Source organism: Flagellimonas myxillae, assembly GCF_023502235.1.
GTDB lineage: Bacteria > Bacteroidota > Bacteroidia > Flavobacteriales > Flavobacteriaceae > Flagellimonas > Flagellimonas myxillae.
Genome location: NZ_JAMFLY010000001.1, coordinates 1542961 through 1559790 on the forward strand (window position 1 = coordinate 1542961; position 16830 = coordinate 1559790).

Sequence of the window (16830 nt, forward strand, 5' to 3'; positions counted from 1 at the left end):
CGGTCAAAAATTGTCCTAAAAACCTATTCTATAGTAACTTTCTATCTTTAAAAATCTGAACAAAAAAGAGCGCCCTGACCATCATAAAGAACGAATTTCTTGTTTTTGAAAATAATACCGGGGCCAATACCGAAGCAATAAACTGCGAAATAAAAGTTGCATAGGCCGCCCCAATGATTCCGTATTTGGGAATTAAGAACAAATTCAACAATACGTTGGCCAACATTCCAAATCCTAAACACAATATGTTGTACTTCTGAAAATTCTCGCTAATAAACCATTTTTGGTTGGCCACTCCCAAAAACACAAATACACTTCCCAAAATATGAATGTTCAATACGGCTGCCGATTGATCAAAGGCCGAACCGTACAAAACATTGATCATCCAATCGCTGAATAACAAAACGGGTAAAACTATTGATACACCCAAGACGACCATTAGGTTATACAGGCGTTGCAATCGGTCCATATACAACTTCCCATCCCTCAATTTAGCATTGATTATTGCAGGAAACAAGGAGCTACAGATTATGGTTGGAATAAAATACCAAGCCTCACTCAATCTTACAGCAGCAGCATACTGGCCCACATCGCTGCTTGCCAAAAATTCCTTGATCATTACCTGATCAATTTTCATGTAAATGGAAATAATGATTCCACTTAGCACCAATGGCCAAGCATCCTTCAAAAGGCTGATAGCCACTTTTCTGGAAAAACGCCATTGGAAGGGCGAGTTGCCCATCTTTTTGTAAAACCAGTTAAGACCCAATGCCAAGAAGAACATATCAAAGGCCAGAACGTAAACAAAATAGATAAGGGAGTATTCTCCCAAAATAAGATAAACCTTTAAAAGGGATGAAATCAATATTCCGGTAAGGCCGGTAATGGCATAAAATTTACTCTTTACATTGCTGTGCAGATAGGAGGTGATGACATTAAAACTGCTCAAAAATGTAATGAGTCCCAATATGAGAATAATCTTATTGGTGAGCGGTTCATTATCGTTAAAATGAACACTTATGAGAAGGATAATCATTATTACTGTTGAACCCAAGGTCTGAAGACCAAAGGAAGAACCGAGAAGAACGTTTCTCTGGTTTTGGTCTTTCACCAATTCCCTTATAATGATATCGTTCAACCCCAAGGATGAAAATGCGGTAAAGATTCCCACAAAACTTCGGGCATAACTCAAAACTCCAAACTGGTCTGGCCCCAAATACCGGGTCACCCAAACGCCAATGCTCAAGGCAAGTAATAGCCTTGCAACCTTTTCGGCCATGAGCCAAGACGTATTCTTCAGGTATTTGGTGAAACCGGAATTACGCTTTAAATAATGTGAGATCTTAGCAATCAATGGTATGGTAAAAAGGTAAATCGGTGCTTTTCTGCACGGTTAGCAATTCACGGTCTGGCCAAGATAATATTGGTACATGGCTGCAACACCCTCTTCAATATCGATATTGTGTTTCCAACCCAAATTGTGAAGTTTATCCACGTCGGTCCGCTTCACCATTGTTCCATCGGGTTTTTCCGTGTTAAACTTAAAAGTGCCTCCAAAGTCCAATTTTTCTTTGATCAATGTGGCCAGGTCAGCAATGGAAATATCCACTCCCGTTCCAATATTTATATGTGTGTTCCTTATTTCTTTTTGGTCTTTCTGATAGGTATCCTGAAAGTTCCGGTGCTCCATTATAAAAACACAGGCATCGGCCATGTCTTCAGACCATAAGAATTCCCTCATTGGTTTCCCAGTTCCCCAAATCTCCACGGAAACCTCGCCAGATGCGCTCTTTGCTACCCCATATTTGGAAAGTATGGCAAGCTTTTCTTCTTGGAAACTGGAACCTGAAACCCCTTCTATGGGCAGTTGGTCCAAATCTCTATCGATTATATCCCAGTTGTTGTTTTCCAATCCCTTCCCCAGGTGTATTTTTCTTATGAGTGCCGGCAAAACGTGGGACTTCTCCAAATCAAAATTATCGTTGGGGCCATACAAGTTTGTGGGCATTACGGAAATAAAATTCGTGCCGTATTGAAGATTATAGCTTTCGCACAATTTGATTCCTGCAATCTTGGCAATAGCATACGGCTCGTTGGTATATTCCAAAACATCGGTCAATAAATAATCCTCCTTCATGGGTTGGGGACAATTCTTTGGATAGATGCATGTACTTCCCAAAAACAGCAGTTTTTTAACCCCGTGCAAATAGCTTTGATGAATCACATTATTTTGGATCATCAGATTAGCGTATATAAAATCGCCCCGATAGGTATTGTTTGCCACAATCCCACCGACTTTGGCCGCCGCCAAGAACACATACTCAGGTTTTTCCTCGGCAAAAAACTGGGAAACAGCCAAGGTGTCCGTTAAATCCAGTTGGGCATGGGTTCTTGTTATTAGGTTGGTATATCCTCTGGATTTTAAGTTTTTGACCAGGGCGCTTCCAACCAAACCTCTATGACCTGCTACATAAATTTTAGCATCCGCTTTCATTCTTATTACTCGAAATAATTAAGAATTCGATAACCTCCATCTTTAAGGTATTGTTCCTTTTGCATCAACTTAACGTCACTCTGCATCATATCTTTGATCAAACCTTGTAAGTCATATTCAGGAATCCATCCCAATTTGGTTTTTGCTTTGGTAGGGTCTCCTATAAGCAAATCCACTTCTGTGGGTCTAAAGTACTTGGGATCTACGGCCAACACTTCTTTTCCTATTTCTATTTGGAATTCTGGGTTGTTGCACGCCTTCACATAAGCTTTTTCATCGACTCCCGAGCCCTTGAATTCCAATTCAATTCCAACTTCCCCAAAACTCATCCTAACAAAATCCCTTACCGTGGTGGTCTTGCCCGTTGCAATAACCCAATCTTCGGGTTCATCAGCTTGTAGGATCATCCACATCATACGAACATAATCTTTGGCGTGTCCCCAATCTCTTTGGGCATCCAAATTTCCAAGGAAGAATTTATCTTGTAGTCCCAAAGCTATCCTTGATGTGGCCCTTGTTATTTTACGCGTTACGAAAGTTTCCCCACGGATGGGTGATTCGTGGTTGAACAATATTCCATTGCAAGCATACATATTATAAGCTTCCCTATAGTTCACCGTAATCCAATAGGCATACATTTTGGCAACCGCGTATGGGCTTCTAGGGTAAAATGGTGTGGTTTCACTTTGAGGAACTTCCTGAACCTTACCGTAAAGCTCAGAGGTAGAAGCCTGATATATTCTTGTTTTTTCGGACAATCCCAAAAGACGAACTGCGTCCAAAATCCTAAGGGTACCCAAGCCATCGGCGTTACCTGTGTATTCCGGTGTCTGAAAACTTACATGCACATGACTCATCGCTGCCAAGTTGTAAATTTCGTCGGGCTGTACTTCCTGGATAATACGAATCAGGTTGGTACTATCGGTCATATCCCCATAGTGCAGGATAAAGTTTCGATTTTCAACATGTGGGTCCTGGTATAAGTGATCAATTCGGTCGGTATTGAAAAGGGATGAACGGCGCTTTAGTCCGTGTACCTCATAACCCTTTTTCAATAAAAATTCACTTAAGTAGGCTCCATCTTGCCCGGTTACCCCGGTAATCAATGCTTTTTTTGTCACAGTTTTTGGATTTTAGCCACAAAGATGTGCATTAAACAGGAGATTACAAGCAATATTGTATGAAATGCATTTTTTTTGGACAGAATAAACTTTCACGGGGATGAAATGCATTTTTGGCCAAGTTGGAGATCAAATTTTCAAGATTTCAAAATTGGGTTTATCGTACCGTTTAAAGAAACTGTCCTCGATTTCATCGAATTGGGGGAAGCACCCAGTTCTTTTTTTTTTAGGTTTGCCCCGAAATTGCCATACTAGACCTTAAACAAGACATGATATTCAATTCTTTTGATTTTGCTGTTTACCTTCCAATTGTCTTCTTTTTATATTGGTACGTTACCAATGGCAATCTAAAGGCCCAAAACTTGCTTATTGTACTGGCAAGTTATGTGTTCTATGGTTGGTGGGACTACAGGTTTTTGAGCTTGATTGCTTTTAGCTCCGTTGTAGATTATACCATTGGAAATACACTACACCGGACCGAGAAAAAATCCACTCGCAAAATGCTCCTGATTGCCAGCCTGTTGGTTAATTTAGGCCTACTTGGCTTTTTCAAGTACTACAATTTCTTTGTAGCCAATTTTGAGTCGGCATTTAGTTTTTTCGGATATAAATTTGAAGGATATACCCTTAAAATCATCCTTCCTGTAGGTATCAGTTTTTACACCTTCCAGACACTCAGCTATACCATAGATGTCTACCGTAAGAAATTGGAGCCCACCAAAGATTTTATTGCCTTTTTGGCCTTTGTGAGCTTTTTCCCCCAGCTGGTTGCCGGACCTATTGAAAGGGCCACGAATCTATTACCACAATTCTTCAAGAAACGAAATTTTGATTATACCGGAGCCGTAATCGGGACACGTCAAATTTTATGGGGGCTATTCAAAAAAGTAGTCATTGCCGATCAATGCGCAATTTATGTGAACAGCATTTTTGACAATTCGGCCTATCATGGCGGAATCGTGTTGTTACTGGGAGCCATTTTATTTGCTTTCCAAATCTATGGTGACTTTTCGGGTTATTCCGATATTGCTATTGGTGTGGCGCGTTTATTCGGATTCAAGCTAATGCAAAACTTTGCCTTTCCTTATTTTTCTAGGGATATCGCAGAATTTTGGCGTCGTTGGCATATTTCCCTTTCCACCTGGTTCCGCGATTATTTGTATATACCCCTAGGCGGAAGTAGAGTGAGCCAATCCAAAAAAATTAGAAATACATTTATCATATTTTTGGTCAGCGGATTTTGGCATGGTGCCAACTGGACCTTTATTATATGGGGTGCGTTAAACGCTCTTTATTTTTTACCCTTGCTATTATCCCAAAATAATCGAAAAAATCTGGATACCGTCGCGGAAAACTCGATTTTCCCATCTTTCCGTGAGCTGGGACAAATGTTGCTAACCTTTGGGATTACCGTTGTAGCATGGATATTTTTTAGGGCCGAAAATTTAGAACACTCGTTTTCATATTTAAAAAACATGCTATTTGGGACGAATGTTTTGGACATCGAAATCCCATATACCCTTTATATATTCCTGGCCTTCTTCCTCCTTATTGAATGGATTGGTAGAAAAGACCAATTTGCCATTGAACACTTGGATATTAAGATTGGAAGACCAATTAGATGGGCCTTCTATATCATCCTATGCTTTTGCATTATTGGATTTGTGGACAACCAACAAGATTTTATATATTTTCAATTTTAGCCAAGATAGATGAAAAGATACCTTAGAGATTTACTCATTATATCCGTACTTACCTTGGTTGGTTGTTTTTTGCTTTCACAAAAACACTATTCCGATGATTTTCTTATCCATAAAACTATCGATACTCACTATAAAAAGGTAGCATGGAATATTACACTTTTAAACGAACGAAGTGAAGTACTCAACGGCAGTACGGTCTTTTTGGGTTCTTCCATTGTACAGGGCGGGGTAAACGATTCAATTTTAAATGCCCAGGGCATTAAGGCCGTAAACATGGGGGTTCCACATAATGGCAACGAACTTGGCCTGTATTTTCAAAAAAGGGTACTTGAAAAGGCGAATCCAAAAAAAATTATTTACCTAAAAGGTAAAATTCCCTACAAGGGACTGCACAAACTCACCCCATTGCTTTACACATCCTCAGAACTATTTGAGATTGGACAGACCTTTAATCTTGATTATATCAACTTTGTTTTCAAAAAGGTCAAGCTTTCTTTGGAGTACTTTTTTTATCAATTAGGCGACCAAGAAGATTATGGAGAACTGACAGAATTTCTCGATCAACTAAACGGACAAGTAAATACGGAGAATGTTATTTCCAATGTAACCTACAATGATGTGCTAAATCAAAAAGGAGCTTCGGTCAATGACGAAAATTTCAATCTATATCTGAATGGATATTTGTACCAAAGGGAACAACAGGATTCCAAAAATGTGCAAAGGTTAAAGATTTGGAAACGCAAGGCCGTAGAAATGTATTTTGGAAATAACTTCCTGTTCAACCAGTCCAATCAAGAAAAATTTCTTGCCGAGGCCATTGAAGCATGTAGGTCAAACAAAATCGGTGTTGAGAAGCTGTACATCCCTATTTTAATTGATGTAGGTCAGAACAAGGGGTACATTCGAAATAATTTTAGGCCTAGTAGTACAGATGAAAAGGTGGAGTTAATTCAGTTGGAAAACCTTGATTTTCTTAGGCAAATTGAATATTGGGAAGACCGTGACCACTTGAATCATTTAGGTGCACAAGAGTTCACAAAAAAGATTGTTCCGCTACTCTAACCGAAATTAATTCACACGAATACCGATTTAAGGAGCAATGGTTACTTCGCCTTGATCAGGTACCGCATTGAAGATGATATACTTTTTTCCTGATTCCTCAACAATATAGGACTCGGCCGCGTTTGACCCTTGCAATACCGATGCCGTATTCCAGTTGGTTGGAATTTCCTTTTTTAAGGTTACCGGAAAATTATATATGGAGTCGTCCAAGTTGTCGGTACAGGAAACAACAATTTCACTTGCATTTTCGCGCACCAAATAAACCGTCATATTATCTCTTTCCTTAATGTATTTTACAACATTTAAGAAGCTGTCCACCCAATATCTTTCCCTATTATTATCCAGAAATTGCAGGTGTTGTTCCAAAGTATTGGGTGTGATGTTAAAACCTCCCGTACCACCTATCATGTGAAACAAATAAACCGCCCATCCATTTGCTTCTTGGGCCGATTGTGCTATTGAATTTAGCCGGGAGGTAGTGGAATTGGCCGTTCCTTCCCCGCACAGAAAAGAGGCAATTTCCATGAAGTTGTCCGGCGTTGCCTTTTCAACCCTACCTTGGCATCCTCTGGCCGCTATATAATATTCTTCAGTTAGATTATGGTTCTCGGTATCGCAAAAGGGATATGCCAATGTTAGGCATTCCGAATACTCCATGTTTTGCGAAATGATTGCTTGTGAATTTTTAAGCTCACTCTCTACTCTTGCCCTATCCAGTCCTTCAAACGATGGGTGGCTCATGGTATGACTGGCAATTTCATGTCCATTTCGATAGGCATCTTTGTAGGGCTGCCAGTTGTCAATTTTATTGGGCAACATGTACAAGGTGGTGTTCATATTGAACGCATCGAACAAGGGCACTGCTATTTCAATTTGTTGGTCGTAGCTATCATCCCAGGTATGCGAAATTGCGGCATCTGCAAAGTTCTTCCAGGTGGCTACTGTAATGCTCTCATCAACTACGGGCGGTTCTCCAGAATCCGGTTCATCGTCGTCATCCGGGTCGGGGTCTGGGTCTGGGTCGGGGTCGGGATCCGGATCATCAGTGTCTTGATCGTCTTCAGAATCGTCCCCATTGTCATCTGTTTCATCTTGATCTCCAGAATCTTCATCCGCATCTCCCTCATCTTCATCCTGCTGCTCGTTGATAACATTCTCAAGAAAAAAATCCTTGTCATCCGAACAGGAAATAAGATTGACCCCAGTTAAATAAAAACTAATGATCAATAAGAGTTTGAGATACCTCATGGAGATTTTTGAAATTAAAATGCCTTTATAAAATGAAACATAGGATTTACCATGATGTAATAAATCCTATGTTCCAAAATTTGTGTTCGAAAACCAATATTGAATTGAATCAGTTTGGTTTTTATTTCATGGTAATTGGATTACCGTTACTATCTGTACTATTTACAATTTGCGCTGATTGTGAGCCATTTACAACCAAAGATTGTGCACCATTGGCACCTGTAAGCGAACTGTTCTTAATAGTATTGGAGCTGTTAAAACTTCCCTGCAGGTATCCAAATGGCCTTGCGGAGCTTCCATTGCTATAAGTAACATTTACATTGTCCAAGGTCACACCAACAACATCTACCCCATTACTGGCCAATACTCCATTGATCCCATTCGGGGAACTCATGTTCACATTAATATCATTATTGGTGAAGTTGATGTATCCATGTGCGCCATTTCTTGCAGAGAATCGAAGCGCTCCAACATCAACACCCAAAGTTGAGGTGAAATTGAACTCGTTGTTGTCAATCTCAATAGGTTGATTGTTGACCGGAGCATATTTAGTCATGGTATTCACATAAGTGTTGTTCAATATGTTATTGCGAATCTTCACATTCTGAAGGGCTCCGCTATAAATACTGGTATTTGAACCCAATCGGATACCACCATAATTACCCGCATTCTCCATGGTAATTGTATTGTTCTCAATGATCACATTCTTGGCATCCGTAACAGAAAGTAGGTAATAGTGGGCATTATGACCTGGAACGGTTCTGATTACGTTATCGTGAATCCAGATATTTTCAATAAGATTACCAGAACTGGTACTAAAGAAGTCAACCATAGATCCCATTTGCTGGGCAGAGTTGAACATTGATTGGGGAATTTCCTCGAAATAACTGTTCTTTATCTCAACATTGGAGACACATACCTTGATAGCCCTTCGTGTACAATTTCTATAGTCTTCATTGTCAAAGGTAAATCTACCATTGTGGCTCACGTTGGCTCCACCGATGGCATAGAAACCTTCTGCATCATCACCAATTATATTTCGAACCACGTTGTTTTGGTAAAGAATATGGAAGTTGGTGGAGGAGTTCATTCCACTAAAAGAATACCACCAAGCTTTGGCAATACCATGGGTGTCATTGTAATTTCCATCGCCTTGTGCGACAATATCTTCGATAACGTTGTCCCTGAATTCCCCAGCGGAAAATCCTGAACTTGTTGCATTAATGGAAAATCTAAAGGCTACAGCTCTAATCGCATTAGGGGAATATAGGTTGTGCACCCACAAATTCCTGAATGAAAAATGATTTTGACCGTGTAAATAGAACAGCCTACCATAGGCATCGGTTCCATCAAATTCCCCATTATAAATGGTTGGGGAAATATTGGTCATATCGAAAACTGCATCCACAGATGGAAGACTGGTCCTAAAATTAGCTGCACTGGTGATCTTAACCTCGGCTCCGTTCAGGTTCCAGTTAATGATACCACCACGGTTGTAATTGGAAGGACGGTTTTTGATGTAAGAGCCATCCTTGGTTCCAACGGCCAATGCACAGTTATTGATCATAGCGTCAATGGCTGCGTTATCATCAACGTTATCGCCAGACACCGCACCAAAGGTTTCAGGGCTTACCCTAGAGTTTTCGTAAAGTGTGCTAAATCTAACTGAGGGGGCAAAGGCCTGTTTGTAGGTATTTTGAATATAGGCACCGTTCAGGTTGATATTGGAACCTGTAATTACTCCACCAGCCGGTTCAATGGTCTGGTTAGGGGCAAAAGTACAGTTGTTACAATCGAATGAATCCGTGATTACCGCTTTAAAACTGGCATTAGCTGGATTTGCTACGTCATCCGCAGATTTAGGATAGTAGGTTCCTTCAATTTTATTAGGGTTTCCGGGATCGTCCGGCGTATCGGGAAACTCAGGGATATCTGGTTCTTCTTCACCCTCATCAGGGTCTTCTTCATTCCCTTCGTCGGGGTCCTCTTCGTTCCCTTCGTCAGGGTTCTCTTCATCAGGATCTTCGCTGTTCTCATCGGGGTCATCCGTTTCAACAACTTCTTCTTCTTGTTCAACTACATATTCATAAAAAAGATCGCTATCTTTGGCACAGGATTGAAAAATCAAACAAAAAAAGACAATAAATAGCATAGTAAGTAGGTAGTGGGGATAAGTAAATTTCATAGTGCTGCGAATATTTGAGGTTAAAATTAGTACATCTTCAAAGTAAATTCGTCCAAAAACGAAATTATTCGATGAAATACATCCCTATTACGCAGCTAACTCTATTTTGGATTTCGACGAGTTGTTTTATCGATGAAATGCAGTAAATTTTAACATCGCTTAACACTTTATGGCAAATCCATCCCCAATTTCCCAGTTTTTTGATTTGCCCTCCTGCTTTTTGAGGAATCTCGCTTTGCAAATATCCGTAAGCCGGTGCAATAAAATCCCGAAATAAACTTTCTATAACAAAAATAGCATAATCCGTAAGATTTATATGTATCGATTTTTCTTTAAGAGGCTTCTGGATCTTGTTCTATCCATTGTTGGTTTCATTGTTCTATTTCCCATATTTGTACTTATCTGGTTCATCTTGTTGTTTGTAAACAATGGCAAACCCTTTTTCCTGCAACCGCGTCCTGGCAAAAATGAAAAGGTTTTTTCCATTCTAAAATTCAAGAGCATGACCGATAAAAAGGATGCAGCGGGTAAGTTATTGCCTGATGAGCAAAGGGTTACCAAATTTGGGACATTCCTTCGAAAATCCAGCTTGGACGAAATTCCCCAATTATTGAGTATCATAAAGGGGGATATGAGCTTGATCGGTCCCAGGCCATTGAGGGTAAGATACCTGCCCTACTATACCAAGGAGGAGCAAATAAGACATACGGTACGTCCCGGCGTGACGGGATTGGCCCAAATTTCCGGCAGGAATAATTTGGATTGGGACAGCAGACTCCAAAAAGATATTGAGTACGTTAAAAATCTATCCTTTGGAATGGATGTGAAAATTCTTTTTAAGACTTTTATGAAAGTACTTTCAAGCAAGGACGTAGCACTGGATTCCGAATCTGGCATGGAGGACTTTGATGTTCTCAGACAAAATCAGCAAAAAGTCGTTGGCGAATAATTTCGGATTACTGCTTTTTAAGGCGACACCACAAAGTCGATACTATCCTCTTTTTTTTCCGGTTTGGAGGTTTGAGTTTTTGAAGCTTCCGCAACCTTGTTGATAACCAGTTTTCTTTTTCCAGAGGCCAACAACGGAATATCCTTAACATACTTGATCTTAAGTTCGGCATCCTCCCCGAAATACTCCAAATATTGGTTTCGTAGCGCATCCTCAACGCGAATGGGCAACTTTTCCAGAACTTTAAGTTTGATTACGTATTTGCCCACATCCTCTTGGACAAATTGGAATTGTTGAATTCCCTTGTATTGCAAAATATGATGAATGATATGGGATGAAATATACTCCCCTTTGGTATTGGTGAACATATCCATTTTTCGACCATCCACTTTTGTAAAGACTAAGGATCCACTTTCGGGGTCTTCCTCCATCATTCCAACGTCTCCAGTGTCATATCTAACAAGAGGCATGGAATAATTGAACAAATCGGTAATTACAATTCTACCTACCTCCCCTGGCTTAACAGGCCTATCGTGATTTAGGTCCAGGATTTCCACGTGATAGCTTGCCGTATTTATTTCAAAATAACCGCTACGGCTGTTTAGCGGCTGCTGGGACAAAATACCGTTCTCGCTGTTGGAATATCTTGAAACCACTTCCACATTGAAATATTTTCTCATCTTTTCCTTTACCGTCGGACTAAGTCCCTCTGCGACAGCAATTGCGGAAGTCGTTGTGCAATCCAAGGGTCTTTTGTAATGCTCGTCCAAGTATTTGCAAATGGAATCCAAGGCGGAGGTATAGGCCAACAAATTTAAATGGGATTTGCTCTGTTCAAAATCCTCCAATAGTATGGCGATGTTCTTTTCGCTAAGATCGTCAACGGATTGGGCATGCATGTTTTGTACAAAGGATTTGACCTTGCCCAGCTTGTATTGTTTGTCCCAGAGTCTTAGATAATAAAGCTTGGCCCCAATCTTAAACCCTGCCCGTTCCGCGAAGAAAATGGTATCGGCGGTATTTCTGTCCCTTTTGTTCTTGTCGTGCAATATTTTAAACGGTTTGCCCGTAGAACCACTGGTAAGCACTTGATGGTTATGCTTATTGATATAGGGTTGGCTCCTGAGCAATTCAAACTTCTCCCGAACAACTTGTTTATTTACGACCGGAAAACGTTCAAGTTGGGCTTCTTTTTCGGAGATGTCAAAGTAAAAAGGCACCGTGTTTACGGCATGCCCAAGAAGCTGGTCCAGATGTTGTTGCCTAATTTGTTTGGATTTTTCCGTCCTCGGGTTGTTCTGAACGTACTTAACCTCTCTATAATGTCTTCCAACATTTCCCCCCTTGCACCAATCCAGCACCCAAAATGTTGTTCTCCGAAACCACTCCAATAGTTTAATCATATCCATTACTTTCTGCGGGGAATATTATTTTGTCCACATGTTGTGTATTTGTCAATCCTTTACCAGATTAACATAAATCATTTTGTTTTTTAAACTATCAATCGTGTAGGTGTAATATCCCGCATTACCTTCAGGAATCTTAACATACCTTCCATAGTTCGTGCCCTCGCTTACACAGTATATTAAAGGGTCGTGCTTCAGGGAATCAAACTTTAGCGCCAAGTATTTGGTAGTATCCTGGGGACTCAAATCCTGGAACTCCATCGAAAACAAGGATACGTTCGTAAACTCATGGCTTGTATCATTGATAATCCGTATGAACAGGTCGTTTTGCTTCATTTGCCCCTTGAGTGGATTGCAATTCCAAGACACTCCCAAAAGAGTTGCTATAAAACTACTAACCACCAACCCTGTTATCGCCTTCATTTATAAAACAAAAAAGTGCTTGCCAAATACGGGTCTAAAATTACCACTAAAGTGTATGGGCCTATTTTTAAATCTGTTAAAGACCGAAAAAATCTATGAAATACATACCATTGTTAAAGTTGGTTGCTTTAAATGGATTTGAGCATTTAAAAGCATAGTTTTAAGCTCAAATTGCGCAGTCTTTTCCAATGAGAATCATACTTTCCATTCTTCTGTTGATGTTTATCTGTAACCAAGTCCATTCTCAGATTCAAGTTAAGGGAAAAGTACTGGAATACAGGAGTGACAAAGAAAATATTCCCCTGCCTGATGCGAACGTATACTATTTGGAGAGCACTGTAGGAACTACTACTGATGCTTCCGGGAACTTTTCCATACCCTTTCGGGCAGACTTAAAGAAATTGGTGATCAGTTCCATTGGCTTTAGATCCGACACACTATTGGTGAACAGACCCAATTTGGGAAACATTCTTTTGTACCCGATCGTGGAGCTCGAGGAGATAATTTTGGAAAAAAGGGTGGCTCCCTTGCAAAAATCCCTTTTTAGTGTGCAAAATGTGGTAACTGTGGATAGCAGGGAAATGCTTAAGGCCGCATGCTGCAATCTTTCGGAGAGTTTTGAGACCAATCCTTCCGTAGATGTAAACATTTCCGATGCCGTTTTAGGGGCCAAACAAATCCAAATGCTGGGCCTTAATAGTCCATATCTCATGTTCACCCAAGAAAACATGCCTTCCATTCGTGGGGCTTCCCAAATCTTTGGCCTTTCCTTTATTCCAGGTTCATGGATAGAAGGAATTCAAATAACCAAGGGAGCCGGAAGCGTACTCAATGGATTTGAAAGTATTTCTGGCCACATTAACAGCGAACTCGTAAAACCTCTTACCGATAAGCGGTTTTTTCTGAACATGTATGCCAACAATTATGAGCGCTATGAATTCAACAGCCGAATAAACCATAACCTCACCGACGAACTGGGAGTTGGACTCTACCTTCATGCCAATCTAAGAAATGGCACCATTGACAATAATGGGGATTCCTTTTTGGATACGCCCTTGTCCAAACAAATCAATTTTATGAATAGATGGCAGTACATGGACCCGGAAAGTGGCTGGGTCGGTTATGCAAATATTCAGTATTTATCCGATGAGAAAGAACTGGGACAAACAGGTTTTAATAAGGACACGGATAGGTTGACCACCAATGCTTGGGGGAGTGAGATCAACACCTCCCGTATCGATATTTCCTCAAAATTGGGCTATGTGTTTCCCGAATTACCCTATCAAAGTTTTGGATTTCAGACGGCCTATAGCAATCATTCCCAAGATTCTTATTATGGATTGAACCAGTATGATATTGACCATAGTTCCTTTTACTCCAACTTTATTTTCAACAGCATTATAGGAAGCACACAACACAAATTCAAGACCGGAATCAGCCTAACCCATGATAATTATGATGAATTGGTAAACACCGACGAATACCAACGGAATGATACATCGGTGGGAACCTTTTTTGAATACACCTTCGATAATCTGGAAGGTTTGAGTTTTGTGGCTGGCCTTCGGGCAGATTCCCATAACAATCTGGGGAATTTCCTTACGCCTAGATTTCACTTGAGACACTCCCTTTGGGACAAGGCCAGTTTTCGGGCATCGTTTGGGCGAGGAAAAAGAGGAGCCAATATTTTTGCCGAAAACCAACAGCTATTTGCTTCGTCCAGAGCAATAAACATCAACAACGCAAACAACGGAAATTACTATGATCTGAATCCCGAAAAAGCTTGGAACTATGGCCTAAGCTTCATTCAAAAACTTTATATCTGGGATAGGGTCATGGATTTTTCAATCGATTTTTATCGGACCCAATTCACGGATCAAGTTATCGTAGACTGGGAGAATCCAAGAGAGGTCTCCTTCTACAACCTAGAAGGAACCAGTTATTCCAACAGTTTGCAAATCGATTTGAACTATGAGGTCTTGCAAGATTTCCATATTCGGGCTACATACAAATACTTCGATGTAGAAACGGATTATGAAAGTGGCAGATTGGATAAACCGTTGCAACCCAGGTATCGATTTTTTACCAACCTGAACTATGAGACCTTAATGGACGAACACGGGCAATGGCGTTTTGACTTTACCGCCAATTGGCTGGGTAGGCAAAGATTACCGAATACCTCGGATAACCCCCTGGAATTTCAACTGGACGGTCATTCCCCTTCCTATGTATTGATCAACGCACAGGTGACAAAGGTATTCTCAAAGAAATTTGAGGTATATGTGGGTGGAGAAAACATAAACAATTTTACACAGACCAATCCAATATTGGCGGCCAATGATCCCTTTGGAACCTATTTTGATAGTGTTATCTCTTATGCTCCGGTTTTGGAAAGTGCTTATTACATCGGATTTAGATATAAAATTTAATTTTGAACCATGAAAAAAACAGTATTTCTCTTTTTTATTCTATTGGGATTAAACCTTGCCCATAGCCAAGACAAGAACAAGTCGGTTACGTTTGAAGTAAAGGGCAATTGCTGGATGTGCAAAAATCGAATTGAAAAGACCGCTATAAAAATGAAGGGCGTTAAGTTTGCGTCCTGGAATTCTGAAAGCAAAGTGTTCAAGGCCATTATCGATGAGCGTAAATGCACCGTTGCCGATGTACAGGAAAAAATAGCTTCAGTAGGGCATGATTCGGGTGAATATGTAGCGCCTGAGGAAGTTTACCAAAACCTGCCAACCTGCTGCAAATATAGAGATCCGGCAACCTCCGAAATGGACCACGGAAACCACAAATAAAAAAGCCCCGAAACGGGGCCTTTTTTATATATAAAAGTTTGTTCTCTTCTTACATCTTGATAACTCGTTTGGCTATAAGGAGCTTTCCTGTACCATCCGTTACGCGAATTACATAAAAGCCCGAGGATAAACCGTAAAGGTTTTTAATAACCAGAGTATTGGTATTCTGAAATGCCTCTTCCCTGATTTTCATTCCCATCATATTAAATACCTCGATGATGCAATCCGTTCTTTTACTTAGGTTGATCGTAATCTTTTCGGTAAATGGATTTGGATGTGCAGTGATGATTACGGGCATATCGTCCACCAACGAATCCGTGTCTTCCCAAACAATAGGTTCAAACAATTTTTCCGAATACGGGTATGGTTTGACAACCCGGACAGGTCCTGCCTTGCTTGTTCCTCCATTCTCGGTATCTATCAAAGCTTCAAAAGTAGAACCAGCAACAGCTTCAAATCCGGGCTGCAGGTTAATCTCGTTCACAGATTCAAACCTTGCCACCGTACCATTGGGTACTAGGAAATTATCGCCCGCTTGGATATTAAATTGGTAGTAAAAAATTTCTTCAGGATTATACGTGTTGCTCACTATATAGTTGTCCAGCTCGGCCAATCCACCATCCGCGTAGAAAACTCCTAGCGATCTTGTATCCGTAATATCATTCGGATCTACGAGTGGTAAGGTTTGACCATCAAAAACGTAGGTTCCATCATAACGCAGCATGGAAGTAGTAATGTAAGAGGAACTCTGGTGAATCTCTTCCCAATCGTCCCATACTTTATCAACATGCGAGTGGTGAAAGTAGAAAACAGGGTCTCTGGGAGACAATGGGGTCGGCATGGCACCGCCTACCCAAACGTGTGCTCCCCTGTGCACAGCCTGTCTTTCCAAAATGTTTGAAAAAGTAAAGAAATCAGTTTCCGCCAATAAATTGGTAATATCCGCCGGAGTAGGCATTGGGCCGTTTCCTCCAAGGTTTCTATTGAGCGACCAATCCGCATCAAAAGGTCCAAGTAAGTCGGCTGCCCAAAGGGGTCCTGTTGTACTTTGATTGACAGCAGAATTCCAATAAGCCAAACTAATTTCTGGATTTATATCCTGTACAGCCTGTTCCATCTCGAACATCTGTCGTCTGTGCCAGGCCAAAAATATTTCCCGTTCCTGCTCTCCAGGGAGGTTAAAGTGTAAGTCGAGAGCCTCCGGAGTTGCCGTATTGTCAAAATTAAAGAACTGAGCATGGAAATCTGCCAGGTCGTTGAATAGGTCCGGCCCTGTGCGCAATTGATAAAAAGCACTGACCAATTCAGCCTTTTCATAATCCGTCATCTCGGTAAAATTCTTTCGAATACTCTGGCCCATAATTGGTTGAAAGGCGAGTATGCCAAAAATCAGGGCTATTGTACTATATATTTTTCCCATGGGGCGGTAGCTGAA

At 40.7% G+C, this 16830-nt stretch carries 13 protein-coding genes; 5 read left to right on the forward strand and 8 right to left on the reverse strand.

The features are described 5' to 3' along the window. Nucleotides 1-28: 28 nt before the first annotated feature. The 3 genes from M3P07_RS07060 to gmd are packed head-to-tail and all read right to left on the reverse strand — an operon-like array spanning nt 29 to nt 3615. A complete protein-coding gene (locus tag M3P07_RS07060) occupies nt 29-1354 on the reverse strand; it encodes a flippase (protein ID WP_284042094.1) in 1326 nt (441 codons plus the stop codon). A gap of 39 nt (nt 1355-1393) precedes the next feature. Then, entirely contained in the window at nt 1394-2494 is a 1101-nt protein-coding gene (locus M3P07_RS07065) for a GDP-L-fucose synthase family protein (protein WP_249969194.1), read from the reverse strand. 5 nt (nt 2495-2499) lie between these two features. Then, a complete protein-coding gene (gene gmd, locus M3P07_RS07070) occupies nt 2500-3615 on the reverse strand; it encodes a GDP-mannose 4,6-dehydratase (RefSeq protein WP_249969195.1) in 1116 nt (371 codons plus the stop codon). A gap of 269 nt (nt 3616-3884) precedes the next feature. On the opposite strand from gmd, the gene M3P07_RS07075 reads away from it, so the two are divergent. Together M3P07_RS07075 and M3P07_RS07080 are read left to right on the forward strand one after the other, a co-directional pair. Further along, nucleotides 3885-5318: an MBOAT family O-acyltransferase gene (locus M3P07_RS07075; RefSeq protein WP_249969196.1), complete on the forward strand. Its 1434-nt coding sequence runs from the start codon at nt 3885-3887 to the stop codon at nt 5316-5318. Between the two features lie 9 nt (nt 5319-5327). Then, entirely contained in the window at nt 5328-6380 is a 1053-nt protein-coding gene (locus M3P07_RS07080; RefSeq protein WP_249969197.1) for a hypothetical protein, read from the forward strand. A gap of 27 nt (nt 6381-6407) precedes the next feature. Here the strand turns inward: M3P07_RS07080 and M3P07_RS07085 are convergent, their stop codons facing one another. Continuing rightward, a complete protein-coding gene (locus M3P07_RS07085; protein ID WP_249969198.1) occupies nt 6408-7628 on the reverse strand; it encodes a polysaccharide deacetylase family protein in 1221 nt (406 codons plus the stop codon). Between the two features lie 121 nt (nt 7629-7749). Further along, nucleotides 7750-9813: a hypothetical protein gene (locus M3P07_RS07090; protein WP_249969199.1), complete on the reverse strand. Its 2064-nt coding sequence runs from the start codon at nt 9811-9813 to the stop codon at nt 7750-7752. A 316-nt stretch (nt 9814-10129) separates the two neighbouring features. Here M3P07_RS07090 and M3P07_RS07095 point away from each other — a divergent pair, with 316 nt between their 5' ends. After that, the gene (locus M3P07_RS07095; RefSeq protein WP_249969200.1) at nt 10130-10762 is read left to right on the forward strand and encodes a sugar transferase; all 633 of its coding nucleotides are present in this window, start codon (nt 10130-10132) and stop codon (nt 10760-10762) included. Nucleotides 10763-10779: 17 nt separating this feature from the next. Here M3P07_RS07095 and M3P07_RS07100 read toward each other — a convergent pair whose 3' ends face one another. After that, the gene (locus M3P07_RS07100; protein ID WP_249969201.1) at nt 10780-12165 is read right to left on the reverse strand and encodes a phenylacetate--CoA ligase family protein; all 1386 of its coding nucleotides are present in this window, start codon (nt 12163-12165) and stop codon (nt 10780-10782) included. 51 nt (nt 12166-12216) lie between these two features. Then, entirely contained in the window at nt 12217-12504 is a 288-nt protein-coding gene (locus M3P07_RS07105; protein WP_249969202.1) for a hypothetical protein, read from the reverse strand. A 275-nt stretch (nt 12505-12779) separates the two neighbouring features. Here M3P07_RS07105 and M3P07_RS07110 point away from each other — a divergent pair, with 275 nt between their 5' ends. Both M3P07_RS07110 and M3P07_RS07115 read left to right on the forward strand, forming a co-directional pair. Then, nucleotides 12780-15020, forward strand: coding sequence for a TonB-dependent receptor (locus M3P07_RS07110; RefSeq protein ID WP_249969203.1), 2241 nt, complete (start codon nt 12780-12782; stop codon nt 15018-15020). 9 nt (nt 15021-15029) lie between these two features. Beyond that, the gene (locus tag M3P07_RS07115) at nt 15030-15395 is read left to right on the forward strand and encodes a heavy-metal-associated domain-containing protein (RefSeq protein WP_249969204.1); all 366 of its coding nucleotides are present in this window, start codon (nt 15030-15032) and stop codon (nt 15393-15395) included. A 49-nt stretch (nt 15396-15444) separates the two neighbouring features. On the opposite strand, the gene M3P07_RS07120 is transcribed toward M3P07_RS07115, so the two are convergent. Further along, entirely contained in the window at nt 15445-16815 is a 1371-nt protein-coding gene (locus M3P07_RS07120; RefSeq protein ID WP_249969205.1) for a tyrosinase family protein, read from the reverse strand. Nucleotides 16816-16830: the final 15 nt, after the last annotated feature.